Source organism: Prevotella sp. P4-119, assembly GCF_002251345.1.
Classification (GTDB): Bacteria; Bacteroidota; Bacteroidia; order Bacteroidales; family Bacteroidaceae; genus Prevotella.
Window position 1 is genome coordinate 1 of the sequence record NZ_NPJB01000028.1, and the last position, 24,655, is coordinate 24,655.

Sequence of the window (24,655 nt, forward strand, 5' to 3'; positions counted from 1 at the left end):
ATTATACTATGTATTGATGCGCGCTATTTCACTTCGTATTTTTGAATAATTCTATCGTTTCGTTTACATTCGGGATGCATTCGGGATGCATTCGGGATGCATTCGGGATGCATTCGGGATGTTATCATAAGCCATACGCGGTTAGTCTGATGCAAATACGTGAAAAGCCTCAAATAATTCTGCTGTAAGTCCCAACTAAGTCCCAACTAAGTCCCATGATTTTGCGGACTACAATGGGAAAATATTGGGAGAAACAACCTACCTGCATAGTGGGGCAAACAATCTATCAAACCTATCGCCTGCTCCACAAACCACCGCTTCAGCCTTTTACTACAAAACAGAAACCAATCGTATCAGACTGCATAATATGCTTTTTTAATACTTTAGTACACTACTTGAAAACTTTTTTTGTAATTTTGCACACGGAATAATAAAACATCATTCATCTATGATTCTTCATTACGACGTACTGGTGATAGGAGGCGGACACGCTGGATGCGAGGCAGCATGCGCTTCGGCAAACATGGGAGCAAAGACTTGTCTCGTCACCATGGATATGAACAAAATAGCACAAATGTCGTGCAACCCGGCTGTGGGAGGCATTGCCAAAGGACAAATCGTGCGAGAAATAGACGCGCTCGGCGGACAGATGGGTCTCGTGACAGACGCTACTGCCATTCAGTTTCGTATGCTCAACAGAAGCAAAGGACCTGCCATGTGGAGTCCACGAGCACAATGCGACCGAGGAAAATTCATTTGGGAATGGAGAAACATACTCGACAAAACCGATAATCTCGATATTTGGCAAGACCAAGCAGACGAACTCTTGGTGGAGAAGAAATGTGCCGTAGGTGTGAAAACAATATGGGGTGTGGAACTGCGTGCCAAAGCGATCATCATCACAGCGGGCACTTTCCTCAACGGACTGATGCACATCGGACGTACCATGGTGCCGGGTGGACGTATCGCAGAACCGGCAGTTCCCCACTTTACCGAAAGTATTACCCGACACGGAATTCGTTCAGAACGCATGAAAACGGGAACTCCTGTGCGCATAGACCGCCGTTCGGTAGATTTCAACGAGATGGTAGTTCAAGAAGGAGAACACGATTTTCACCAATTTTCCTATATGGGCAAACACAGAGTGTTACCTCAACTGACCTGTTGGACTTGCAACACAAATGCTAAGGTGCACGAGATTCTGCGCTCTGGACTTAAAGACTCTCCTCTTTATAATGGACAGATTCAATCCATAGGTCCACGCTACTGCCCTTCGATAGAAACCAAGCTCGTGACGTTTGCAGACCGCGAACAGCACCCGCTGTTCCTCGAACCAGAAGGAACCGACACCAACGAAATGTATCTGAACGGCTTTTCATCATCACTCCCGATGGAGGTACAAATAGAAGCCTTGCGACAAATTCCTGCTTTCCGTAACATCAAAGTCTATCGACCTGGTTACGCCATCGAATACGACTTCTTCGACCCAACCCAACTGAAACATTCGTTGGAATCGAAAATCATATCAGGACTGTTCATGGCAGGACAGGTGAACGGAACAACAGGATACGAGGAGGCTGGCGGACAAGGTACCATTGCCGGAATCAACGCCGCTATATTCTGCACAGGAGGCGAACCGCTCGTTCTGCATCGCGACGAAGCTTATATCGGCGTACTCATCGACGACCTCGTCACAAAAGGCGTCGATGAACCCTACCGCATGTTCACATCAAGAGCAGAATACCGCATCCTACTCCGACAAGATGATGCCGACGCTCGTCTCACCGAGAAGGCTTACCAACTCGGCGTGGCTAAAACAGACCGATTCAACTGGTGGATGGAGAAGAAACAATGCATCGAAGAAATCGAAAGATTCTGCCAAACATTCCCCATTAAACCCCGTCTCATCAACGGAGCGCTGGAGGCAATGGGTTCTACCCCACTCGTCTATGGTTGCAAACTTGAAGACTTGATCACACGACCCGAACTCAACATCGACAAACTTGAGGAGGTCATTCCCGAACTGAAAGAGCAACTCGACCGCTTACCAAACCGCAGAGAGGAAATCAAAGAGGCTGCAGAGGTACATATCAAATATAAAGGTTACATCGAGCGCGAGCGTATCGTAGCCGACAAAATGCACCGTTTGGAGAATATCCGCATCAAAGACCACTTCAATTATAACGAGCTTCAGCAATTAAGCACAGAGGCAAGACAGAAACTAACTGCAATAAACCCCGAAACACTCGCGCAAGCAAGTCGCATACCTGGCGTATCCCCCAGCGATATCAACGTGTTACTCGTGCTGTTAGGAAGATAAAGTTTCACGTGAAACAACAACAATATTAAATAAATTACACGATTATGAACAACCCAGTATTATTGGAAAATCTTCGATGCATTCCGGATTTTCCGAAGAAAGGCATTAATTTCCGCGACGTAACAACACTCTATAAGAATCCAGAGTGCATGAAGATTATGGTCGATGAAATGTATGAACTCTACAAAGAGAAGGGAATCACCAAAATTGTAGGCATCGAAAGCCGCGGTTTTGTCATGGCCGCTGCCCTCGCTACTAAACTCGGCGCAGGTGTTGTATTGGCAAGAAAACCTGGAAAACTCCCCGCTACGGTTATCAAAGAGTCTTTTTCTAAAGAGTACGGAGTAGACACCGTTGAAATGCACATCGACTCTATCGATGAAAACGACGTAGTTCTTATCCACGACGATCTACTTGCCACCGGTGGAACCGCAAAGGCAACTTTAAAACTCGTGAACCACTTCCATCCCAAGAAAGTATATATGAACTTTATCATCGAAATAACTGACGAAGGACTGCACGGACGCGATTGCCTTGAAAAGGACGTAGAAGTAACAACCTTGATGGTTATTTAAATCATTCTCACATATCCCTGTTTCACGTGAAACAACAGCAACATGACTAAAGAAGAGAACGAGGCGCGCATTGCAAGACTAAAATCTATTGTGCTGAATATGCCAGAGAAACCGGGCAGCTATCAGTACTACGACGAAAATGGCACTATAATATATGTAGGCAAAGCCAAACGCTTAAAATCGCGCGTCTCGTCCTATTTTCACACAGAAGTAGATCGTTTCAAGACTAAAGTACTTGTATCGAAGATTCACGATATAAGCTATACGGTAGTAAACACCGAAGAGGACGCGCTATTATTGGAAAATTCGCTCATTAAGAAGTATAACCCTCGATACAACGTACTGCTTAAAGACGGCAAGACCTACCCCAGCATTTGCATCACCAAAGAGTATCTTCCTCGTATTTTCAGCACGCGTACTATCAATAAGAAATGGGGAACGTATTATGGGCCATATTCTCATGTGGCTTCGATGAATGCCGTGTTGGATCTTATCAAAAAGCTCTATCATCCCCGCAGTTGCCGTTTTCCCATCACCTGGGATGGCGTAGAGCAACGTAAATATCAGGTTTGCCTGGAATACCACATGAAGAATTGCGGTGCGCCATGCATTGGTAAACAGAGTATGGAAGACTATCAACGTAACATCGAACAGGCCCGCGAGATTCTAAAAGGCAACACTCGTGAGGTTTTACGCGCCATGAAAGACGAAATGATGGCTTTGGCGGAGGAATTACGGTTTGAAGAGGCAGAAGAAGTGAAACGTCGATATTTGCTCATCGACCAATTTGTTTCGAAGAGCGAAGTAGTAAGCCATACGATTAATAATGTTGATGTACTTTCTATTACTAATGACGAAAAAATTGCTTTCGTCAACTATATCCATGTAGCGAATGGCGCAATCAACCAGAGCTTCACATTTGAATATAAGAAGCGCTTGGATGAAAGCGATGAAGAATTGCTTCAATTGGCGATTGTAGAGATGCGTGAACGCTTTCAAAGCAATGCGCGGGAGATTATACTACCACAGGAAATAAACTGCAATCTGGAGGGAGTAACCATTACTGTACCACAACGCGGCGACAAGAAAACGCTTCTCGATCTTTCCCTTATGAACGGGAAACAGTATAAATTTGACCGACTAAAGCAAGCAGAAAAGTTAAATCCTGAACAGAAATCAGTACGACTGATGAAAGAAATACAGGACGCACTCCATTTGCCTAAACTTCCATATCAGATAGAATGTTTCGACAACTCCAATATTAGCGGTACAGACGCCGTGGCTGCATGCGTCGTTTTCAAGAAGGCAAAACCTTCAAAACAAGACTATCGTAAGTATAATATAAAGACTGTGGTTGGTGCAGATGACTACGCAAGCATGAAGGAAGTAGTTGGTAGGCGTTATCGTCGTCTGATAGACGAACAACAACCTCTACCTGATCTCATTATTGCCGATGGTGGAAAGGGGCAGATGGAGGTTATTCGCGAAGTCATTCAAGATGAATTGAAACTAGACATTCCTATCGCAGGATTGGCAAAAGATGACCGTCACAGAACTAATGAACTGCTCTACGGATTTCCACCAAGGGTAATTGGAATGAAGACAGACTCAGAACTGTTCCGACTTTTCACTCAAATACAAGATGAAGTGCACCGTTTTGCAATTACATTCCACCGCGACAAGCGTTCCAAGCACCAACTCCACAGCGAACTTGACGATATTAAAGGTATTGGTCCTAAAACGCGAGACAGTCTCTTGAAGGCTCTAAAAAGCGTTAAACGTATTCGCGAAGCAGACTTAAATACCCTAAATAAGATTGTGGGCGAAGCCAAAGCAAATATTATCTTTGAGCATTTCAACAAACCATAAAGCATGCACAAAAAGATCGGTCTGAGTCAATAACCATGCAGCATAAGTTAAACAAGCAAAGAAACAGTCCGAAAAACGCTTTAATTTGCCGCTCAGAGACAACGAGCAACATATATAGAGAGTTTATCCACAATAATAATCAAACGGCTTTAGATAAAAAAAACATATTCATTAACAAAAAAACACAACCAAAGTAATAGTTAAACAAACCTATCATTTTAAAAACCTTTATTATAATAGTAAGGAGTAAGACAACGCTTACTTGATATATCGCTCACTTAATCGTACCTCTGCGACTACAGCCCTTAGGTACTAACATTCGGAAATAAAAAAGAAAATGGGATTTTCTTTTGTATTTCGCTCACTTAATCGTACCTCTGCGACTACGTCGCTTAGGTACTAACATTCGGAAATAAAAAAGAAAATGGGATTTTCTTTTGTATTTCGCTCACTTAATCGTACCTTTGTAGCATGAGAGTAGTAATACAACGCGTACAGCACGCCAGCGTAACAATAGAAGGCACGTTACATTCCAAAATTGGTAAAGGTTATCTTATCCTATTTGGAGTGTGTGAAGAAGATACTTCTGAAGATGTGGAATGGCTGGTAAAAAAGATAGTAGGCCTAAGAGTCTTTGAAGATGAAAACGGAGTGATGAATCGTTCTATTATGGAAGAAGATGGTGAAGCACTCGTAGTTAGCCAGTTTACACTATATGCAAGCTATAAGAAAGGCAACCGGCCATCTTGGTTTCGTGCAGCCTGTCACGAGATTTCCATACCTCTATACGAGGAATTTTGCAGTAAGTTAAGTGAAGCAATGAACAAGCCTGTTGGCACAGGAGAATTTGGGGCAGACATGAAAGTGGAACTCTTGAACGATGGTCCTGTTACCATCTGCATGGACACCAAAAACAAGGAATAGCTAACAAATAGAAACAGATAAGCTTGATGATTAAAAGGTTTTTAACCGAAGAAAAGTGGTCAACTATGGCCTATATCTTAAACATAGTGGGCTTAGTGATGATATTCACACGAAAATCATGGGATACATACAACCCATGGTATGGTTTAATAGGAGGGCTATTGATTGTGTTAGGCTTTAGCATCAACACATACATAGATTTCCCCCACCCTTTTCGTCAAGCAGAAACATCTAAAAAATTTGGGATTATATTTCGAATTTGCGTAATAATAGTACTCATCATCTTGCTTATCTATACAATATTTGAAGAACAGGCAGAACTATCTTTGAACATGTAAATACTTCTAAATAATGACTATAAAAGAAGCTCAAGAAACAGTTGACAATTGGATCAAAGAATACGGAGTACGTTATTTCTCCGAACTTACCAATATGGCTTGCCTAACAGAAGAGGTAGGTGAGCTGGCTCGTATCATAGCCAGGAAATATGGCGATCAGAGTTTCAAAGAAGGTGAAAAGTGTGACCTTAGCGACGAGATGGCCGATGTGTTATGGGTGTTACTATGCCTTGCCAACCAAACAGGTGTGGACCTGACAGAAGCATTGGCACGTAACCTTGCAAAGAAAACACAACGCGACGCCACACGCCACATCAACAATCCAAAGTTGAAGTAATAACTAAAAGTCATTGCCCCACCCCTCCCAAGGGGCAATATTTCATTTACAAATAAAAAAACAACAATAAAAAAAGAACATTATGGCAGAGAAACTGAACAACAAACAAGACGAGAACAAGTATGAAAAAGCTTTGAGTCTCTACAATTGTGAAGTATCCGACGAAGAAGTGCGTGACGCAGTCCGCAAGATAATCGCAGAGAAAGTTCATGAAAACGACAACCTTGAGGTGAAAAAATTCCTCATGGGTAGTGTTGAACTTACAACGTTGAAGACCACCGATTCAGAGGATAGTGTACTTGCATTTACCGAGCGCGTCAACCAGTTTGACGAGCAATATCCAGAACTACCCCATGTAGCCACTATTTGTGTCTATCCTTGTTTTGCTAAAACAGTTAGCGAAACACTTGAAGTTGATGGAGTAGAGATTGCCTGCGTGAGCGGCAGTTTTCCCTCATCACAGGCACTTATCGAGGTAAAGGTAGCAGAGACTGCCCTTGCAATAAAGGATGGTGCAACAGAGATAGATATTGTCATGCCAGTAGGAAAATTCCTAAGTGGCAACTATGAAGAAGTGGCAGATGAAATCTCCGAACTGAAGAATGTATGTGGAGAGAAGAAGATGAAGGTAATTCTTGAAACTGGGTGCTTGAAAACAGCAGCCAATATTAAGAAGGCCTCTATCCTTTCTATGTATGCAGGAGCAGATTATATCAAGACCTCAACAGGAAAGTTAGAACCCGCTGCAACCCCGGAAGCTGCTTATGTTATGTGTCAAGCTATCAAGGAATATTATGATAAGACAGGCATCCAGATAGGTTTCAAGCCTGCTGGCGGTCTCAATACCGTCATGGACGCCATCACGATGTACACTATAGTCAAGGAAGTTTTGGGTGAAAAATGGCTCACCAACCAATGGTTCCGTATGGGCACATCACGCCTTGCCAACCTGCTTTTGAGCGAGGTGGTAGGTCATGAGACCAAGTTCTTCTAAAGGCGACGCTCTATCACGTAGTCAACATAGGCAGTCAAGGCATCCTTGACTGTCTTTTCTTTTACGCTATTGTTGATGTAAGACATACATATCTTACTCATTTCCAACATCTTTTGTTCAGCATATTCAATACCGCCGTTATTCTTTGCAAACTCTACCAGTACCGCAATTTCATCCTTATTGACTGTGCCTTCTTTTACTTTACGTGCCAAAGTCAACATCGACTCCATTGGTGTATGATTAAGTGCATATATTACAGGAAGCGTTAGCTTACCTTCCATCATATCGTTTCCTGTGGGCTTGCCAATTTCTTTAGAATCATAATAATCAAATATATCATCTCTGATTTGGAACATAACACCCAAAGTCTGTCCAAATTCGCCAGCTTTTTCTATTTCTTCATCGGATGCACCAGTAGATAAGGCACCGATTACGCAACATGCTTCAAAGAGCGCAGCCGTTTTCTGTTTGATAACCTGATAATAAACTTCCTCGCTAATCTCCTGATTTTGAATGTTCGACAGTTGTAGTATTTCACCTGCAGCAAGTGTCCGGCCGAGTTCAGAGAGGTTCTGCACAATACGTTTATTACCTGTTTTAGCAACATTGAGCAACGCAGTAGAAAGTATAAAATCACCCACAAGTACAGCTACCTTATTATTAAAAGTAGCATTAACCGATGCCTGTCCGCGTCGTTCATCACTTTCATCCACCACATCATCATGCACAAGAGAAGCAGTATGCAGTAGCTCAAGACCTACAGCAGCATGCTGGGTCTCTACCGATACCTGCCCATAGTTCTTCGCTACGAGTAAAGTCAACATAGGTCTCATACGTTTTCCACCTCGTTGTCTGATGTGATCCAACACTTGAGAAAGCAAAGCTTCATCATGTTTGAGATTACTATTCATCAACTCAATAAAATCGTTGAGTTCCTTCTCTATTGGGTGCTTAATAAGTGATAAATGATCCATAATCGCAGAAATTTAATGCAAAAATAGTGAAAATCTCGCAGTAATGAGAAATTATTTAGTAATTTTACGCAGAAAATAGAAAATGTTATGAATAAACTATTCCTTTTAGACGCTTACGCACTGATATACCGTTCATATTACGCCTTTATCAAGAACCCGCGTATCAATTCCAAGGGGCTGAATACTTCAGCAATCGTAGGGTTTGTAAACACCCTCCAGGAAGTACTTACGAAAGAGCAACCCACACACATTGGCGTGGCATTTGACCCTCATGGACCCACATTTCGCAGCGAAGCATTCCCAGAATACAAAGCACAACGTGAGGCAACTCCAGAAGACATCCGCAAGTCTGTTCCCATCATCAAAGACCTCTTGCGTGCATGGAACATATCCATCCTTGAAGTTGATGGCTATGAAGCTGATGATGTGATAGGTACTTTGGCCACAAAGGCAGGCGAGTTGGGTGTTGACACCTATATGCTCACGCCCGATAAGGACTATGGCCAATTGGTGACAGAACACGTGCACATCTATCGTCCGCGACATGGCGGTGGTTATGAAGTAATGGGACCAGAAGAAGTGAAAGCCAAATACAACATCCCCTCGCCTACTGCTGTCATCGACTTGCTCGCCTTAATGGGCGATGCAGCCGACAACTTTCCAGGTTGCCCAGGTGTTGGAGAAAAGACAGCAGCCAAACTCATCGGCCAATTTGGAAACATCGACCAGCTCCTTGCCCATACCTCAGAACTGAAAGGTGCATTGAAGACAAAAGTCGAAACCCACGTCGATGACATCCGCCTATCACTTTTCCTCGCCACAATCAAAACCGATGTTCCCGTCGAACTCAACCTCGACGAATTGAAGGTGAGTCACCCCAATGAGGAAGAACTGGGTCGTTTACTCGAAGAATTAGAGTTTAAGAGCCTTGCCAACAAGATTCTTAAAAAATCTAAAAATACTCAAACATCTGCTAATCCTCAGCTCTCTCTCTTTGCAGAATTTGCGCCCGAGAGTGCGGAAAGCTCAAAATTTTCGAGTTTTGAGAGCTTAAAAACCACTCCTCACAAATATCATCTTGTTGATAATGAGGAAGAAATGCAACGCATTTGTGACTATTTTAGGACAGTTGAAATTGTCAGTCTAGACACAGAGACCACTTCGACAACAGCAATAGACGCAGAACTCGTAGGTTTGAGCTTTGCGACAAAGGAACACGAAGCGTATTACGTACCAGTGCCAGCAGATAGAGCCGAAGCACAAAAAGTAGTTGAAATTTTCCGCCCGATCTATGAGAGCGACAAAATAGTAAAGGTTGGACAAAATCTAAAATACGATTTGGAAGTGTTGCGCAACTATGACATTCATCTGCAAGGTCCGATGTTCGACACCATGATAGCCCATTATCTTCTCCAACCCGAACTGCATCACAACATGGACTACATGGCAGAAGCATATCTCCACTACCAAACCATCCACATCGACGAACTGATAGGACCGAAAGGAAAAAAGCAACGTTCGATGCGCGACCTCACTCCCGAACAGGTCTATGAATATGCTGCCGAGGACGCAGACATTACTCTTCAACTGAAAAACCATCTTGAGCCACAACTCAAAGAATATGGTGCTGACCGCCTGTTCTACGATATCGAGATGCCATTGATGCCTGTATTGGCAGAAATGGAAATGAATGGTGTATGTATTGATGCGTCATCATTGGCTGATACCTCATTACAACTTACCGAACGCATAAACACTATAGAACAAGAGATCTATACCTTGGCAGGCGAAACATTCAACATTGCCTCCCCCAAACAAGTTGGCGATGTGCTGTTTGGTAAACTGAAGATTGTTGAAAAACCCAAGAAAACCAAGACCGGACAGTATGTCACAAGTGAAGAAGTGCTCCAACAGTTACGCCACAAACACGAGATAGTAGATAAGATTCTGCAACATCGTGGATTGAAGAAACTCTTGGGCACCTATATCGATGCACTCCCCCGACTCATCAATCCCCGTACCGGCCACATCCACACCTCATTCAACCAGACAATCACAGCCACCGGACGCCTTTCGTCAAGCGATCCCAACTTACAAAACATACCTGTGCGAGGTGAAGATGGCAAAGAAATCCGTAAAGCATTCATCCCCGAACCTGGATGCCTTTTCTTCTCTGCCGACTATAGTCAGATTGAACTACGTGTCATGGCACATCTAAGTGGTGATGAAAACATGATTCGGGTATTCCGCGAAGGCAAGGACCTGCATGCTGCCACAGCTGCCAACATCTATAAAAAAGATATCAACGAGGTTACTCGCGATGAGCGCTCCAAGTCTAAGCGCGCCAATTTCGGAATTATCTACGGCATCACCGTGTTTGGTCTTGCCGAGCGTCTTGACATCGACCGTAGTGAGGCTAAACAACTGATAGACGGATACTTTGATACTTTCCCACAAGTGCATGACTATATGAAGAAGGCCAAAGCGCTGGCTCACGAACAAGGTTATGTCACTACCCTGTTTGGCCGTCGCCGCTATTTGCCCGACATCAATAGTGCCAATGCCGTGGTGCGCGGATTTGCCGAGCGCAATGCCATCAACGCTCCTATACAGGGAACTGCAGCCGACATCATTAAGGTAGCAATGATACGCATCTTCCAACGTTTCCAACAGGAAGGCATCCGCAGCAAGATGATTCTCCAGGTACACGACGAACTCAACTTCTCTGTCTATCCTGAAGAGCGTGCGCAAGTGGAGCGCATCGTACTCGAAGAGATGCAAGGAGCCATCAAACTCCATGTTCCATTGGTAGCCGACAGCGGTTGGGGAGCCAACTGGTTTGAGGCCCACTAAACATCAGGCAAGAATCAATAGAACTCTAAACATTATTCTATAAAACAACAAACAAAATGAAAAGGAAACAACTCTTTCTGACCGTCACTACCCTATTGGTATGTTTGACCCTTACTGCAATGTTCACATCTTGCGGAGACGATGACTCAAAAACAGATGATTCGCAAAGCTGGATTTGCGGCAAATGGGATGTGAGCGTCGATGTCACCAACTACGAGAACAACAAGGTTGTTGAACACCGAACCGACAGAAAAGGTACAGCCAAGTTTGAAAGAAACGGCACCCTCAGTGGCTTTGAAGATTTCACGAAATGGAAACTTACCGCCAACACCCTGACCGTTAGCGGTTCGAAAGGTAACGTAAGCGAGAAAACTTTCAATATCTCAACAGATGCAAACTATCAAATCTTCACTTTCACCGAAGAGATAGAAACACTAAAGACAAATGACAGCACTTCTGCCAACGGCAAGATAGAAAAGAAATGCATCAAAGTGTATGTCTTCCGAAAAGACTACACTTACAGTTCTAACAAACAATAAGACCCAATCCATCGCCCGATGTGGATTCAACATCCTATCGGGCGATTATTTTATATCGGTCATAATTCCCACGAAAGTATATCCGCAAAACTTATATCTATTCGATGTGCTCAGAAATAAAACAGATCGATATTCTTTTAATAACGCTTTGACATGGTTTTCCAGACGTTTGGCAAAACGTATTGTCCAACGTTTGGTAAGGGTATTTCCTAAGGTTTGGCAAAGATATCGTCTAACGTTTGAAAAAGGTCTTTTCAAAGTTTGACAAAGGTGTTATCCAACATTTGACAAAAGTATTATCCAACATTTGACAAAAGTATTATCCAACGTTTGATAAGAGTATTATCCAACGTTTGATAAAGGTATTATCCAACGTTTGATAAAGGTGTTATCCAACGTTTGATAAAAGTATTATCAAGGTCTGAAAAAACGCTGATAAACTATAGTAAACCCATTTATACATCAATCGCTTAGCTGGTCCGTGTTGATGATAGATGGCAATCCGGTGGTCGATGTGTGGTCGAACTTTCAGACATCGACCACCACTTAAAGTTCTAATATACTGCACGTTATACTATAGGTGTGGTCGAGTGGTCGAAATTTTCTGAAAACTAAAATAACTGCGTGCTGAGGTAGTAATACTTTCTTGGACGACACGGATTTACAATGATGCCCACAAAGCAACCTTGCTGCCGTCAATAGAAAACATGCTTATTATCAACCGACAACACATTTATTCGCCATGAAAATCAGCACAATAAGTGAAAGAAAAGGTATAAATGGAAATTTTGAACATTATGTAGTAATTTATGAATAGTATGTTGTGATGGAAAAGTCGTAACTTTGCGCTCGATTAGTTATAGTTTAGAATATCAGAAGAAATATATCAAGCATAAGAAGATGAAAAAAGTATTGTTTTTTTGTATCGCTCTCTGTGCAATCACAATGGTCAAAGCACAGGAGACCCTTACGCTGAACCAGTGTTTGCAAATGGCGATAGACAACAATCTCTCGTTGAAAATCAGTCGAAATGAGGTTGCAAAAGGTAAACAAACCATTAGCGAAAACCGCGCCAAACTGTATCCACAGATCAATGCAGTGGCACAGCTCAACGACAACTTCACTCCACCAGTATCTGTCACCGATGGTTCGGCATACGGTAAGTCCTACAATGTGACCAAAACCCTACAATACAATGCCTCAGCAGGTTTACAATTACAGATGCCCCTCTACAACCAAATGGTGCTTACAGCTATCGACATTTCCAAAACTGTTGACCATCTGAACCAGCTCTCTTATGAGAAAGCGCGCGAAGATCTCATCGTGCAGACCGCCAAAGCCTATTATATGGCGCAAAACACATTAGAGCAAATTCGCTTGGTGAACGATAATATCAAGCGTTTGGAAGAGTTGCGCGACATCACCCAAGCATTCTACGACAACCAGATGAGCCTTGAAGTAGATTTGAAGCGCGTCAACCTCAATATCGAGAACCTCACCGTGCAGCGCGACAATGCCGTTGCCATGCTCGATCAGCAATATACCATGCTAAAATATGTCATCGACTATCCTGCCGACAAGGCCATCCAAGTGACCGACATGGAGCCTGCCAAGATAGAGGAAGTGAAGGCCAACGGCCTCAATACCGGCCTCTACGAACTGCAACTGCTTGAGAAGAAAAAGGAATTGACCAAGAAGCAAACCAAGCTTGCCAAAGACGGCTATCTTCCCACACTAAGCCTTACCGGCAGTCTGATGTACTCAGCTTTCACCGATAAGTTTGAACATTGGTTCCATTCGGGCGATTCCAACCATTGGTATGGCTCCAACGGTTTAGGCCTTCAGGTGCGCGTTCCCATCTTCGACGGTTTTGAGAAACGCTCTAAAATCAGACGTGCCAAGATAGAAGAAGACAATGCACGTATCGGCTATGAAAATGCCCTGAAAGGCATGCAGGCCAACTATATCAATGCTGTCAGCGAAGTAAACAACTGCCAACGCAACTACAAAAAGCAGTCAGACAATTATCTTTTGGCACAAGATGTATATAGCGTGACCGCCGACCAATATAAAGAAGGCGTCAGTTCGATGACCGCAGTACTCCAAGACGAGATGCGTATGAGCGAAGCCATGAATAATTATCTTACAGCCTGCTATAGCTATAAGATAGCCAACCTGTCACTTCTCAAACTCACCGGTCAACTGGACCAAGTGAAATAAAGCCATTTTCAAACTATATTATCATACAATAACAACGAACAAAACAAAACGAAGATATGGAAAACAAGGAAAACAAAGAAAATAAAGAAATGGAAAACGTAGAAACAGTACAGGAAGAAAATGCCAAGGAGTTTAAGAAGCTCAGAGGCCGTCGCCTCGTAGTCAGTCTTATCGGCATTGCCATTCTTGCCTATGGTCTATGGAAAATCGGCTGTCTCTTCTTCGATTACTCTTCCAATGAGTCGAGCAACGATGCCCAGATAGAGCAGTATATCTCTCCCGTTAACCTCCGTGCATCAGGCTACATAGCCAAAGTTTGTTTCAGAGAGCATCAAGAAGTGCATAAAGGCGACACCCTGCTCATTCTCGACGACCGAGAATACCGCATCCGTCTGATGGAGGCAGAGGCAGCGCTGAAGGATGCTTTGGCTGGCGCCAACGTCATCGATGCCACCAAGCAAACCACCGAGACCTCGGCATCTATCTATTCTGCCTCTATCGATGAGATAGAAGTGCGCCTCGCCAAACTTGCCAAAGACTGCGAACGCTACCGCAATTTGGTGGCCAAGAAAGCCGCAACCCCAATCCAACTGGAACAACTGGAAGTGGAATATGCCGCCACGAAAAAGAAACTCGAAGCCGCCAAGAAGCAACAAGCTGCTGCTTATAAAGGCGTCAACGAGGTGACCACTCGCAAGCAAAACGTTGCAGCCGCCATCGAGCGTGCTCAGGCAGCAGTTGAAATGGCCAAGTTAAACCTCTCCTACTGTGTTGTTGTGGCCCCTTGCAACGGTAAATTGGGACGCCGATCTATTGAGGAAGGCCAGATGGTCAATGCAGGAACCACCATCACCTATATTGTCCCCGACAATCAGAAATGGGTGGTAGCCAATTTCAAGGAGACCCAGATAGAGCACCTCTACGTAGGTCAGAAGGTGCGTATCAGCGTAGATGCTATGCACGACAAGGAGTTTGAAGGCACCGTTACCGCCATTTCCGGTGCCACAGGCGCTAAGTATTCACTTGTTCCTACCGACAATTCTGCCGGCAACTTCGTAAAGATTCAGCAGCGCGTGCCAGTACGCATCGACTTCACCAATATCAGCAAAGAGGACAATGCCCGCCTTGCCGCAGGTATGATGGTAATCGTCAAAGCCCAGAGAAAATAGTAAGATGTCGGAAAAGTATAAGAATTATCCGTTTTACAGTTGGGTGCCGAAACCACTTGGCATCATCTTTATGATCATCCTCTTCGTACCGATGATCACTATGGGTGGTGTCTATGCCGCCAACAGCGGTGAGATGATGAGCGGACTCGGCATCCAGTCGGAGTATATCGTCTTTGCCAGCTTCTGCACCTCAATAGGTATGGCAGCATTTTCACCATTCTTCTATGACTTGGTGTGTATCCGACGAGAGAAGATGATGTGTATCGTAGGCTTCTCCATTCTCTTTCTGCTGAGTTATGTCTGTGCTATGACCGAATCGCTTTTCATTCTCGGTTTGTGCAGTCTGCTCATGGGTTTTGTGCGCCAAACGCTATTGATGGCCCATCTCTTCGTACTCATCAAGTATGCTTTCGGCATAGAAGCCACACGTAATCTCACACCAGGTTGTGAACCTACAACAGAGGAAGGTTGGGATGCTGCAGATAGCGAAAAGATGGTATCACAACCGGTCATCTACCTTTTCTTTATGATTATCGGACAACTCGGAACATGGCTTACAGCTTGGTTGGCCTACGCTTACGAGTGGCAGTATGTCTATCATTTCATGATGGCATTTATGCTTGCAGGCATCATCATCGTATTCTTCACCATGCCCTATCATGAATATGCACTGCCAAAATTCCCCATATCCTTTTCAAAGTTTGGCAATGTCACGGTGTTCAGCGTTATGCTTTGCTCGTTTGTCTATGTCATGGTGTTTGGCAAAACATTAGACTGGTTTGACGACAAATCCATCTGCCTCTCCACACTGATATGCATCGTCTTTACGGGGTTGTTTATCTATTTGGAAGCCTCACGCCGATCACCTTATTTCATCATGGAGGTATTTAAAGTAAGGGTCGTCAACTATGGTATCATGCTGTTCTTTCTGCTGATGTTATGTAATTCAAGCAGTATGTTCGTCAATGTGTTCACCAATGTCAGCATGAAGATAGACAACTGGCAGAATGCCACTTTGGGCAATTGGGTAATGGTGGGCTATACCGTTGGACTCATCTTTGCCATTATAGCCAGAGCCAAAAACGTCCACTTGAAATGGATGTATGCCCTTGGATTTGTATTTATCGGTGCATACGCCCTCTTCATGTATTTCGAGGTTCAAAACGATGGAATGTATGAACGCATGAAGTGGCCCGTCATTATCCGCTCCACCGGAATGATGTTGCTCTATTCACTGATATCCACTATTGCCAACCAACGCATGCCCTATCGATTTATGTCCACCTGGGTATGTATCATGCTCACCGTGCGTATGGTCATTGCACCAAGTATCGGTTCTGCACTCTATAGTAATGTGCTTCAGCATCGTCAACAGTATTATGTCACACGCTTCGCACAGGATTTCGATCGCACCAGTATCGAGACTGCCACCACCTACGACCAAACAATTCGGGGCATGCAGCATCAAGGCAAGAACGAGACCGAAGCACAACACATGGCAGCCATGAGCGTCAAGGGTAAGATTCAGGTGCAAGCCACGCTGACCACCATTAAGGAGATGGCCGGCTGGACTTTCTATGGGTGTATGGCCTGTGCACTACTGATGCTTATCATCCCTTGGCGCAAGCGCAATCTGAAGGAACTCACTCGCGAATATTTGCTCAAGAATGTAGATGTCAGTTCACTTGGGGCAAAATAAGAGTGGGGCAAAATATCAAAAAAAGCAAGACTTTCATCGGGAAAGAATGATATTTTTGTTATCTTTGCACCAAATAAGGTCATGGGAACGGTCATCGTTCTCATGACTTGGGCAAAGAAACAATAAATGGAACTGACCGAAAACATCATCATCTGCAACGCCAGCACCTTTCCCCATTGGCTGACCGAACCCTTCTATTCCGACTATGTGGGTATAGTGGTTTGTCATCAGGGAACGTTTCATTTCTGTGTAGATGGCACTTCATATACTACTAAAGCAGATGAAACCGTGTTCCTGTCAAAGGGCATCATGCTTCAAGTGACAGAAAGTTCTTCCGATTTACAGTTCACTTTACTCTTCTACCACAGCGAAAACATACGCCCCATGTTAGGCAATACCGTAGTCACCATGCGCCTCTATGCCACCATCTATCCTAAAGCATGCCACATTATCCATACAGGTTTTGAGAATATGCTTGCTTCTTATGCCCGCATGTTGCAGGCATTGGAGCAGCAAGAAGACACCAGTCCGTATAGTGCCTACGAAGAAAAACTCCTATTGCTGGCAGTCACTTACCGACTATGCAGTATCTTCTCCATGTCGTATAAAGTTGTAGGCAAGGATATGGCACGTAAGATAGAAATCTTCGAGTCGTTGCTCAAGCTCATTGAAGACAACTACATGCGTGAACGCAGTGTGGCATTCTATGCCGATCAACTGTGTCTTACACCAAAATACTTATCTGTCATGGTGAAATCGCTATGCGGAAACACTGTTCAACAATTGCTCTTCAAAGCCATTATCCGCCGTAGCATTTTCCTTATGAAGAATACCAATATGTCGATTCAACAGATTTCCTACGAGTTGAATTTTCCCAATGCTTCCACCTTCGGCACATTCTTCAAGAAGCACACGGGACTTTCACCCAAACACTACAGAATGGCTACAGAATAAGCTGTGTAGCCCACTGATATAGCACTATATCGGTTATCTTGCTGGAAAACTCATTTCAAATGCTTGATAACACGAGCAGGATTACCCACTGCCACCACATCAGAAGGGATGTCGCTGACCACCACACTACCCGCTCCTATCGTCACATTGTCGCCAATGGTGACACCGGGAAGAATAGTAGCACCACCACCAATCCACACACTATGGCCAATGGTGACTGGTTTTGCCCATTCACGACGTGTGTTACGCTCCTCAGGATTGGTACTGTGACAAGCGGTATAGATGCCAACATTGGGACCGATAAAACAGTCGTCGCCTATGGTTACTGGTGCTTCGTCGAGCACAGTCCAATTGAAATTGGCAAAGAAACGCTTACCCACGTGTATATTTGTACCATAATCACACCAGAACGGTTGTACAATAAAGGTATCAGTTTCACTGGTTCCCAACATCTGTTGCAGTTTTAAGTTGCGTGCCTGCAAATCGGTTGGACGTATCTGGTTGTATTCCCAACAATCGTCCTTACATTTATTCAATAGTTGTATAAGGTACGCATCACAAGCATTATACTCCTCGCCGCGCACCATTTTCTGGTATTCGACCATATTATGTTCGGTCATCATATTTTCACTTCTATATTAGGGTTCTGTCGTAGCAGTTCGTGTACAAACTCCTGACTGTTTTTGGGCGATATGATAATATCATCGAAGCGGTTGTAGAAAATACAAATGCGCTGAAGACTCAATGCTGGCGAACTAAGCATCGTACGACAAGGCGTTATCTTCAGTATCTTGTCGATAGGTACATCCCATCCGATAAACATGCCGCACCTCACCTTCAACACCCCTTCTCCAATGGTATAGTCGGTATGCAGCAACAGATCTACTAAGAGCCATGTCATCAACACCGTCACCACTACAATTATCCATTCATAGTTGGTGACTATCACCTGCCATATCAAAAAGCCGATAACGCACATGAATAATATCACGAGCCAAGTATCCACTCTCGATTTATATACCTTGTTTTCTATCATTTAGCGTTGCAGTTATTCGACTGCAAAGATACATTATTTTTTCGAACTCTACACCTGTTCTATAAACAAATACAAGAGAAGTCGTAGCAAAAAGATTGTCTTTATGGAGACAACCCAGAGTTTCTCGACTTACAAAGTGTCAGCCACATACCATGAAGGGCTGCCGCATCGAGATGCAACAGCCCTGTTATCAACATATATAAAAGCGCTTAACAAAGTAGCGCAGAGACTGCCAGTGCGTCATCGCCTTCATAGACTTTCATCTCTGTCATGGGCGAATAGTTGAAATTGGAAAAACGGAAAAGTTGAACTGCAAGGTATTCATAGTCTTGCGAACAAGCTATTTCCAAGCGGAAAGGTCCAACCGCAACAGTGGGCAACTTACCCTTTTCCACTTCGCTACGCATCGTCTTACCGTCAGTCTGAAGCAGTTGTGTGAGTCGGCCTTCCATATCTGGAGCATACTCATTGACCTTCAGATTGATTTTAGATGATGTGGGGGCGTAGGTAAGATTGGTCTTCAATCCGAGAAAACCACGACTGATATTAATACGAGAATCGTTGGAGAGAGCCTCAGCCATCTCCATGTGTTTATAATTTGCCATTGTTTTTTGATGTTAGAATGTGTTTCTTAAAATAAATAAATAATTGTGCTATAGGCCAAGAAGGCCAATAAAGAAACACACTGCTAACGCAGAATCCGCCTCAGTGCAATGATATAATACTGGCACGAGACGGCACTCTGATGGGGTGACACCTCTTGGCGACGACGCCCATCATAGTGATCATGTATAAGAATGATTGGGGTTTTCAGCGAAACGGCTACTAATCGCTGGCCTGTAGGACGCCCACCGCCCATGGTGGGCAAGCGCAACAAGCGTGGCGTAGCAATACGATAGCCATCATAAACATCTGTCAACAGTGCCTCACCCAAAGGTTGATGTTTGCTATCATTATCATAGATCTGGTCGGAAACAGGCACCGATTCGTTACATCTTTCCACGGCAAAAACCTCCTGCTGCTGACCAAAAGTCATCAGCAGAAGCAACAATACAAAGTGGAAAAGACGCTGTTTCATAACTGCAAAATTAAACATTCTGCGCGAAAAAACGGCATATAAATCCATTTTTTACATGTTTCTTAATATTTTAAATAATATATGGATATTTTTTGTTAGATTGTAAGCAATCTTATATATATTGCTTACAATTCGTTTGCAAGCTTTCATTTGTAGATAGAAAACCACCGCTTATCCTATCATATTGCTATCTTATTTTGTAATTTTGCAACCAGAACGAAAGTTTAAATAGAGGATAATATGACAAAGTGTAAGCAAACCAACAAACAACAAGGGCTTTATCAACATGATTATGAACATGATGCCTGCGGTGTGGGCATGGTGGTCAACATCCATGGCAATAAGAGTCACGAATTAGTAGATAATGCTTTACGAGTGCTGGAAAATATGCAGCACCGCGGTGCAGAGGGCGCTGACAAGAAAACCGGCGATGGTGCAGGTATCATGTTGCAGATTCCCCACGAGTTTATACTGCTTCAAGGCATTCCTGTACCTGAAAAAGGAAAGTACGGAACAGGTTTGATTTTCCTTCCAAAAGACAAGGAACGCCAACAAGAGATACTCTCTATTATGATAGAAGAAATAGAGCGCGAGGGGTTGCAGTTAATGCATCTGCGTAACGTGCCCGTCAATCCCGAATGTTTGGGACAGGCAGCACTGGGCAATGAACCCGACATCAAGCAGGTTTTCGTTACTGGAGTTGCCGACGACAGCGTTGCCGACTTTCCACGCACACTCTATGTCATCCGCAAAAAGATAGAACATCGCGTCAGCGATGAAGACTTCTATATCTGTTCGCTAAGCAACACAAACATCATTTACAAGGGAATGCTCACCAGCAAACAGCTGCGTGAGTATTTTCCCGATCTTTCAAATCCCTATTTCACCAGTGGTCTGGCACTTGTACACTCACGTTTCAGTACCAACACCTTCCCCACTTGGTCACTCGCACAACCTTTCCGACTGTTGGCACACAATGGTGAAATAAACACCATACGTGGCAACCGTGGATGGATGCAGGCACGCGAAAGCGTATTGTTGAAAGAGGATTCACCACTTACTCCAGCAATCTCGCCCATCGTACAACCGGGTATGAGCGACTCGGCATCACTTGATAATGTATTAGAATTCTTTGTGATGAGTGGTCTGTCATTGCCTCATGCCATGAGTATTCTTGTGCCTGAATCGTTCAACGACAAGAACCCAATATCCGAAGATCTTAAGGCTTTCTATGAATACCACTCTATTCTGATGGAGCCATGGGACGGTCCCGCAGCTCTACTTTTTAGCGATGGGCGCTTTGCCGGTGGTATGCTCGACCGCAATGGCCTACGTCCTGCACGCTATACCATTACTAAAAACGATACGATGGTAGTAGCTTCTGAGGCAGGAGTAATCGATTTCAATCCTACGGAAGTGGCTGAAAAAGGTCGCTTGCAACCAGGTAAAATCTTGCTCATCGATACCCAAGAGGGCAAAATCTACTATGATGGCGAAATCAAGGAACAGCTCGCCAAGGAGCATCCCTATCGCCAATGGCTTTCTACCAACCGTATCCAGTTGGAGAAACTCAAGAGCGGTCGCCATATAGCCAACAGCGTAGATAACCTTTTGCAAAAAGAAGTGATGTTCGGTTATGGCGAGGAAGATGTCGATGGCACCATCGCACCGATGGCAGTCAATGGTGTTGAGCCTACCGCTGCCATGGGTAACGACACACCATTGGCGGTGTTGAGCAATCGTCCACAAACGTTCTTCAACTATTTCCGTCAACAGTTTGCCCAAGTCACCAACCCTGCTATCGACTCTATCCGCGAATCACTTGTCATGTCGCTCACGGAGTATATCGGTCGTGTAGGCGCTGGCATCCTCACTCCAGACGAGAGCAATTGTAAGATGGTGCGTCTCCCCCACCCCATTTTGAATAACACTCAGCTCGATATACTCTGCAATATTCGCTATAAAGGATTCAACACCGTGAAGCTTCCCATGCTCTTTGAATGTAAAAAGGGTGAAGATGGACTCCGCGATGCACTATCGAAACTCTGCCACGATGCAGAACAGTCGGTTGATGCAGGCTACAACTACATTATCTTATCAGACCGTGAAGTAGATCAAGACCACGCTGCCATCCCATCATTACTCGCAGTCAGCGCCGTCCACCATTATCTCATCAGCGTTGGAAAGCGTGTGCAAACCGCCCTTATCGTTGAAAGTGGCGAGATTCGTGAAACGATGCATGCTGCTCTGCTCTTAGGCTATGGCGCCTCAGCGCTGTGTCCTTATATGACGTTTGCCATACTCGACGACCTCGTCAAGCGCCACAAGATACAGGAAGACTATACTACAGCCGAGGCCAATTATATCAAGGCTGTCAAGAAAGGACTGTTTAAAATTATGGCTAAGATGGGTATTTCTACCATCCGTAGCTATCGCGGTGCTAAGATATTCGAGAGCATCGGACTCAACGAGAGTCTCCTGAAGGCATATTTCGGCACAGAGGTGAGCACCATTGGTGGTATCGGTTTGGAACGTATCGCACGCGATGCTATCATACTACACGACAAGGCTTTTGCCACCGGAAACGATGCAGAAACAGCAGCCGAGGCTTTCTTGCCCAATTTAGGACAGTTCCATTGGCGCAAAGACGGTATCCGTCATGCATGGAATCCAGAAACTATTGCCACCTTGCAACTTGCTACTCGCACAGGCAACTATGATAAATTCAAGGAATATACACACTTGGTGGATGACAAAGCAGACCCCATCTTCATCCGCGACTTCCTTGGTTTCAAGAAGAATCCTATCCCTCTTGAAGAGGTAGAACCCGTAGAAAGCATTGTCAAGCACTTTGTTTCAGGTGCAATGTCATTTGGCGCACTGTCGAAAGAAGCACACGAAGCCATTTGTCTGGCTATGAATCTGCTGGGAACAAGAAGTAATACTGGTGAGGGCGGTGAAGACTCTGAACGTTTTCACAGTACCGTTGACGGCATCTCTCTATCTTCTAAAACCAAGCAGGTGGCCAGTGGTAGATTCGGTGTCACAACTGAATATCTTGTCAATGCAGAAGAAATTCAAATCAAAGTAGCACAGGGTGCAAAACCTGGCGAAGGTGGTCAGTTGCCCGGATTCAAGGTCAATGAGGTCATTGCAAAGACACGTCACAGCATTCCGGGTATCAGTCTTATCTCTCCGCCACCACACCACGACATCTACTCTATCGAAGATTTGGCTCAACTCATCTTTGATTTGAAACACGTAAACCCTCGCGCTGCCATCAGCGTCAAGCTCGTTGCAGAAAGTGGTGTAGGCACTATTGCTGCCGGTGTAGCAAAGGCAAAGGCCGATCTTATCGTTATCAGTGGTGCTGAAGGCGGCACAGGCGCATCACCTGCCAGCAGTATGCGCTTTGCTGGAATATCGCCTGAAATCGGACTGAGCGAAACTCAGCAGACCTTGGTAAAGAATGGATTACGCGGACAGGTACGCCTCCAAGTTGACGGACAAATCAAAACCGGACGCGATGTCATACTCATGGCACTGATGGGTGCCGAGGAGTTTGGTTTCGGCACATCCGTACTTATCGTATTAGGATGTATGATGATGCGCAAATGTAACCTCAACACCTGTCCTATGGGTGTTGCCACACAGAATCCGGAACTGCGTAAGCACTTCATCGGACGCTACGAATATCTCGTCAACTACTTCACTTTCCTTGCAAGAGAAGTACGCGAATATTTGGCTGAAATGGGCTTCCGTCGCCTTAACGATATCGTGGGACATACAGAACTTGCTGTGGTAAAGGATACAGAGACAACAACAGAGCACAAACCTGTGCTCGATTTCACACGTCTGCTCTTTAAAGAGGGTGACAGTAAGACAGCACTCTGCCATATCCCAACCAGCGAAATGCACACTGACACAACTTCGCTCGATGCACAGATGATACGCGGTGCAGAGCCAGCCATAGAGCGTCAGGAAGAAGTCAATCTTGACTTTGCCATCAGAAATACCGACCGAGCCGTTGGCGCAACACTTGCAGGAACCATTGCCCTCCGCTATGGACAGCAAGGATTACCCGACCAAACCATCAATGTGAAGTTCAAAGGATCGGCTGGTCAGTCATTTGGTGCATTCCTCAACAAGGGTATTTCATTCAAACTGGAAGGCGAAACCAACGACTACTTCGCAAAGGGACTATCAGGCGGACGTATTGCCATACTGCCTCCAGTACGATCTAACTTCAATGCAGAAGATAATATCATTGCAGGAAATACCGGACTTTATGGTGCTACAAGCGGCGAACTCTATATCAATGGTAAGGTTGGCGAACGTTTCGGAGTAAGAAACTCAGGAGCTATAGCCGTTATAGAAGGTGCTGGCGACCACTGTTGCGAATATATGACAGGCGGACGCGTCGTCGTTTTAGGCCAGACAGGACGCAATTTTGCTGCAGGAATGTCGGGCGGTGTTGCTTACGTATGGGATAAAAACCATAACTTCGACTATTTCTGCAATATGGATATGGTAGAAATCAACCTTGTAGAAGAAGCACAGTACCGCAAGGAACTACACGAACTCATCAGACAACACTATCTGTACACCGGTTCAAAACTGGCACGTACCATGCTCGATGACTGGCAGCGTTACGTAGAGGACTTCATTCAAGTAGTTCCTATCGAATACAAACGCGTGCTGCAAGAAGAACAAATGAACAAACTCAGACAGAAAATCGCTGATATGCAAAGAGACTATTAAGCATTGAAGCACAGA

At 44.4% G+C, this 24,655-nt stretch carries 18 protein-coding genes; 13 read left to right on the forward strand and 5 right to left on the reverse strand.

The genetic code is table 11. The features are described 5' to 3' along the window. Positions 1 to 448 precede the first annotated feature (448 nt). From mnmG to deoC, 6 genes are all read left to right on the forward strand, one after another. Positions 449 to 2,320: a tRNA uridine-5-carboxymethylaminomethyl(34) synthesis enzyme MnmG gene (gene mnmG / locus CIK89_RS03080; protein WP_094389977.1), complete on the forward strand. Its 1,872-nt coding sequence runs from the start codon at positions 449 to 451 to the stop codon at positions 2,318 to 2,320. Between the two features lie 44 nt (positions 2,321 to 2,364). Then, the gene (locus tag CIK89_RS03085) at positions 2,365 to 2,895 is read left to right on the forward strand and encodes an adenine phosphoribosyltransferase (RefSeq protein ID WP_094389978.1); all 531 of its coding nucleotides are present in this window, start codon (positions 2,365 to 2,367) and stop codon (positions 2,893 to 2,895) included. A 42-nt stretch (positions 2,896 to 2,937) separates the two neighbouring features. Beyond that, positions 2,938 to 4,764: an excinuclease ABC subunit UvrC gene (gene uvrC, locus CIK89_RS03090; RefSeq protein ID WP_094389979.1), complete on the forward strand. Its 1,827-nt coding sequence runs from the start codon at positions 2,938 to 2,940 to the stop codon at positions 4,762 to 4,764. A gap of 471 nt (positions 4,765 to 5,235) precedes the next feature. Next, positions 5,236 to 5,688 (forward strand): D-aminoacyl-tRNA deacylase, encoded by a 453-nt coding sequence (gene dtd / locus CIK89_RS03095; RefSeq protein ID WP_094389980.1) that lies wholly within the window; start codon positions 5,236 to 5,238, stop codon positions 5,686 to 5,688. A 351-nt stretch (positions 5,689 to 6,039) separates the two neighbouring features. Further along, complete coding sequence (locus CIK89_RS03105; RefSeq protein ID WP_094389982.1) at positions 6,040 to 6,363, forward strand: nucleotide pyrophosphohydrolase; 324 nt, start codon at positions 6,040 to 6,042, stop codon at positions 6,361 to 6,363. Between the two features lie 82 nt (positions 6,364 to 6,445). Further along, entirely contained in the window at positions 6,446 to 7,357 is a 912-nt protein-coding gene (gene deoC, locus CIK89_RS03110) for a deoxyribose-phosphate aldolase (protein ID WP_094389983.1), read from the forward strand. Here deoC and CIK89_RS03115 read toward each other — a convergent pair. Further along, positions 7,354 to 8,331 carry a polyprenyl synthetase family protein gene (locus CIK89_RS03115; RefSeq protein WP_094389984.1) on the reverse strand — a complete coding sequence of 326 codons (978 nt, stop codon included), beginning with the start codon at positions 8,329 to 8,331 and terminating at the stop codon, positions 7,354 to 7,356. The genes deoC and CIK89_RS03115 overlap by 4 nt on opposite strands. An 87-nt stretch (positions 8,332 to 8,418) precedes the next feature. Here CIK89_RS03115 and polA point away from each other — a divergent pair, with 87 nt between their 5' ends. The 6 genes from polA to CIK89_RS03145 all read left to right on the forward strand — a co-directional run bounded on the left by polA (position 8,419) and on the right by CIK89_RS03145 (position 17,765). After that, positions 8,419 to 11,184 (forward strand): DNA polymerase I, encoded by a 2,766-nt coding sequence (polA, locus tag CIK89_RS03120; RefSeq protein WP_094389985.1) that lies wholly within the window; start codon positions 8,419 to 8,421, stop codon positions 11,182 to 11,184. Positions 11,185 to 11,240: 56 nt separating this feature from the next. Next, positions 11,241 to 11,723, forward strand: coding sequence for a hypothetical protein (locus CIK89_RS03125; protein ID WP_144007336.1), 483 nt, complete (start codon positions 11,241 to 11,243; stop codon positions 11,721 to 11,723). Positions 11,724 to 12,623: 900 nt separating this feature from the next. Then, positions 12,624 to 13,943 carry a TolC family protein gene (locus CIK89_RS03130; protein ID WP_094389987.1) on the forward strand — a complete coding sequence of 440 codons (1,320 nt, stop codon included), beginning with the start codon at positions 12,624 to 12,626 and terminating at the stop codon, positions 13,941 to 13,943. Between the two features lie 56 nt (positions 13,944 to 13,999). Further along, positions 14,000 to 15,112 carry an HlyD family secretion protein gene (locus CIK89_RS03135; protein WP_094389988.1) on the forward strand — a complete coding sequence of 371 codons (1,113 nt, stop codon included), beginning with the start codon at positions 14,000 to 14,002 and terminating at the stop codon, positions 15,110 to 15,112. Positions 15,113 to 15,116: 4 nt separating this feature from the next. Next, positions 15,117 to 16,811, forward strand: a complete 1,695-nt coding sequence (locus tag CIK89_RS03140) for an MFS transporter (protein WP_094389989.1) — start codon at positions 15,117 to 15,119, stop codon at positions 16,809 to 16,811. 126 nt (positions 16,812 to 16,937) lie between these two features. Then, positions 16,938 to 17,765, forward strand: coding sequence for an AraC family transcriptional regulator (locus CIK89_RS03145; protein ID WP_094389990.1), 828 nt, complete (start codon positions 16,938 to 16,940; stop codon positions 17,763 to 17,765). A gap of 50 nt (positions 17,766 to 17,815) precedes the next feature. Here CIK89_RS03145 and CIK89_RS03150 read toward each other — a convergent pair whose 3' ends face one another. From CIK89_RS03150 to CIK89_RS03165, 4 genes are all read right to left on the reverse strand, one after another. Next, complete coding sequence (locus CIK89_RS03150; protein ID WP_254046603.1) at positions 17,816 to 18,388, reverse strand: sugar O-acetyltransferase; 573 nt, start codon at positions 18,386 to 18,388, stop codon at positions 17,816 to 17,818. Continuing rightward, complete coding sequence (locus CIK89_RS03155) at positions 18,385 to 18,801, reverse strand: PH domain-containing protein (RefSeq protein WP_094389991.1); 417 nt, start codon at positions 18,799 to 18,801, stop codon at positions 18,385 to 18,387. Before CIK89_RS03155 ends, CIK89_RS03150 begins: the two co-directional genes overlap by 4 nt. Positions 18,802 to 19,010: 209 nt before the next feature. Further along, a complete protein-coding gene (locus CIK89_RS03160) occupies positions 19,011 to 19,406 on the reverse strand; it encodes a hypothetical protein (protein WP_094389992.1) in 396 nt (131 codons plus the stop codon). 83 nt (positions 19,407 to 19,489) lie between these two features. After that, complete coding sequence (locus tag CIK89_RS03165) at positions 19,490 to 19,879, reverse strand: hypothetical protein (protein WP_094389993.1); 390 nt, start codon at positions 19,877 to 19,879, stop codon at positions 19,490 to 19,492. A 240-nt stretch (positions 19,880 to 20,119) separates the two neighbouring features. On the opposite strand from CIK89_RS03165, the gene gltB reads away from it, so the two are divergent. After that, on the forward strand, positions 20,120 to 24,640 hold the full coding sequence (gene gltB, locus CIK89_RS03170) for a glutamate synthase large subunit (protein ID WP_094389994.1): 4,521 nt from the start codon (positions 20,120 to 20,122) through the stop codon (positions 24,638 to 24,640). Positions 24,641 to 24,655: the final 15 nt, after the last annotated feature.

What these genes read in the sequence shown, in the direction of transcription:
- mnmG (WP_094389977.1), top strand. Translation starts at nt 449, where the DNA reads ATGATTCTTCATTACGACGTACTGGTGATAGGAGGCGGACACGCTGGA.
- CIK89_RS03150 (WP_254046603.1), bottom strand. Translation starts at nt 18,388, where the DNA reads ATGATGACCGAACATAATATGGTCGAATACCAGAAAATGGTGCGCGGC.
- deoC (WP_094389983.1), top strand. Translation starts at nt 6,446, where the DNA reads ATGGCAGAGAAACTGAACAACAAACAAGACGAGAACAAGTATGAAAAA.
- CIK89_RS03165 (WP_094389993.1), bottom strand. Translation starts at nt 19,879, where the DNA reads ATGAAACAGCGTCTTTTCCACTTTGTATTGTTGCTTCTGCTGATGACT.
- CIK89_RS03145 (WP_094389990.1), top strand. Translation starts at nt 16,938, where the DNA reads ATGGAACTGACCGAAAACATCATCATCTGCAACGCCAGCACCTTTCCC.
- CIK89_RS03135 (WP_094389988.1), top strand. Translation starts at nt 14,000, where the DNA reads ATGGAAAACAAGGAAAACAAAGAAAATAAAGAAATGGAAAACGTAGAA.
- gltB (WP_094389994.1), top strand. Translation starts at nt 20,120, where the DNA reads ATGACAAAGTGTAAGCAAACCAACAAACAACAAGGGCTTTATCAACAT.
- CIK89_RS03125 (WP_144007336.1), top strand. Translation starts at nt 11,241, where the DNA reads ATGAAAAGGAAACAACTCTTTCTGACCGTCACTACCCTATTGGTATGT.
- dtd (WP_094389980.1), top strand. Translation starts at nt 5,236, where the DNA reads ATGAGAGTAGTAATACAACGCGTACAGCACGCCAGCGTAACAATAGAA.
- CIK89_RS03105 (WP_094389982.1), top strand. Translation starts at nt 6,040, where the DNA reads ATGACTATAAAAGAAGCTCAAGAAACAGTTGACAATTGGATCAAAGAA.
- CIK89_RS03140 (WP_094389989.1), top strand. Translation starts at nt 15,117, where the DNA reads ATGTCGGAAAAGTATAAGAATTATCCGTTTTACAGTTGGGTGCCGAAA.
- CIK89_RS03085 (WP_094389978.1), top strand. Translation starts at nt 2,365, where the DNA reads ATGAACAACCCAGTATTATTGGAAAATCTTCGATGCATTCCGGATTTT.
- CIK89_RS03130 (WP_094389987.1), top strand. Translation starts at nt 12,624, where the DNA reads ATGAAAAAAGTATTGTTTTTTTGTATCGCTCTCTGTGCAATCACAATG.
- CIK89_RS03160 (WP_094389992.1), bottom strand. Translation starts at nt 19,406, where the DNA reads ATGGCAAATTATAAACACATGGAGATGGCTGAGGCTCTCTCCAACGAT.
- uvrC (WP_094389979.1), top strand. Translation starts at nt 2,938, where the DNA reads ATGACTAAAGAAGAGAACGAGGCGCGCATTGCAAGACTAAAATCTATT.
- CIK89_RS03155 (WP_094389991.1), bottom strand. Translation starts at nt 18,801, where the DNA reads ATGATAGAAAACAAGGTATATAAATCGAGAGTGGATACTTGGCTCGTG.
- CIK89_RS03115 (WP_094389984.1), bottom strand. Translation starts at nt 8,331, where the DNA reads ATGGATCATTTATCACTTATTAAGCACCCAATAGAGAAGGAACTCAAC.
- polA (WP_094389985.1), top strand. Translation starts at nt 8,419, where the DNA reads ATGAATAAACTATTCCTTTTAGACGCTTACGCACTGATATACCGTTCA.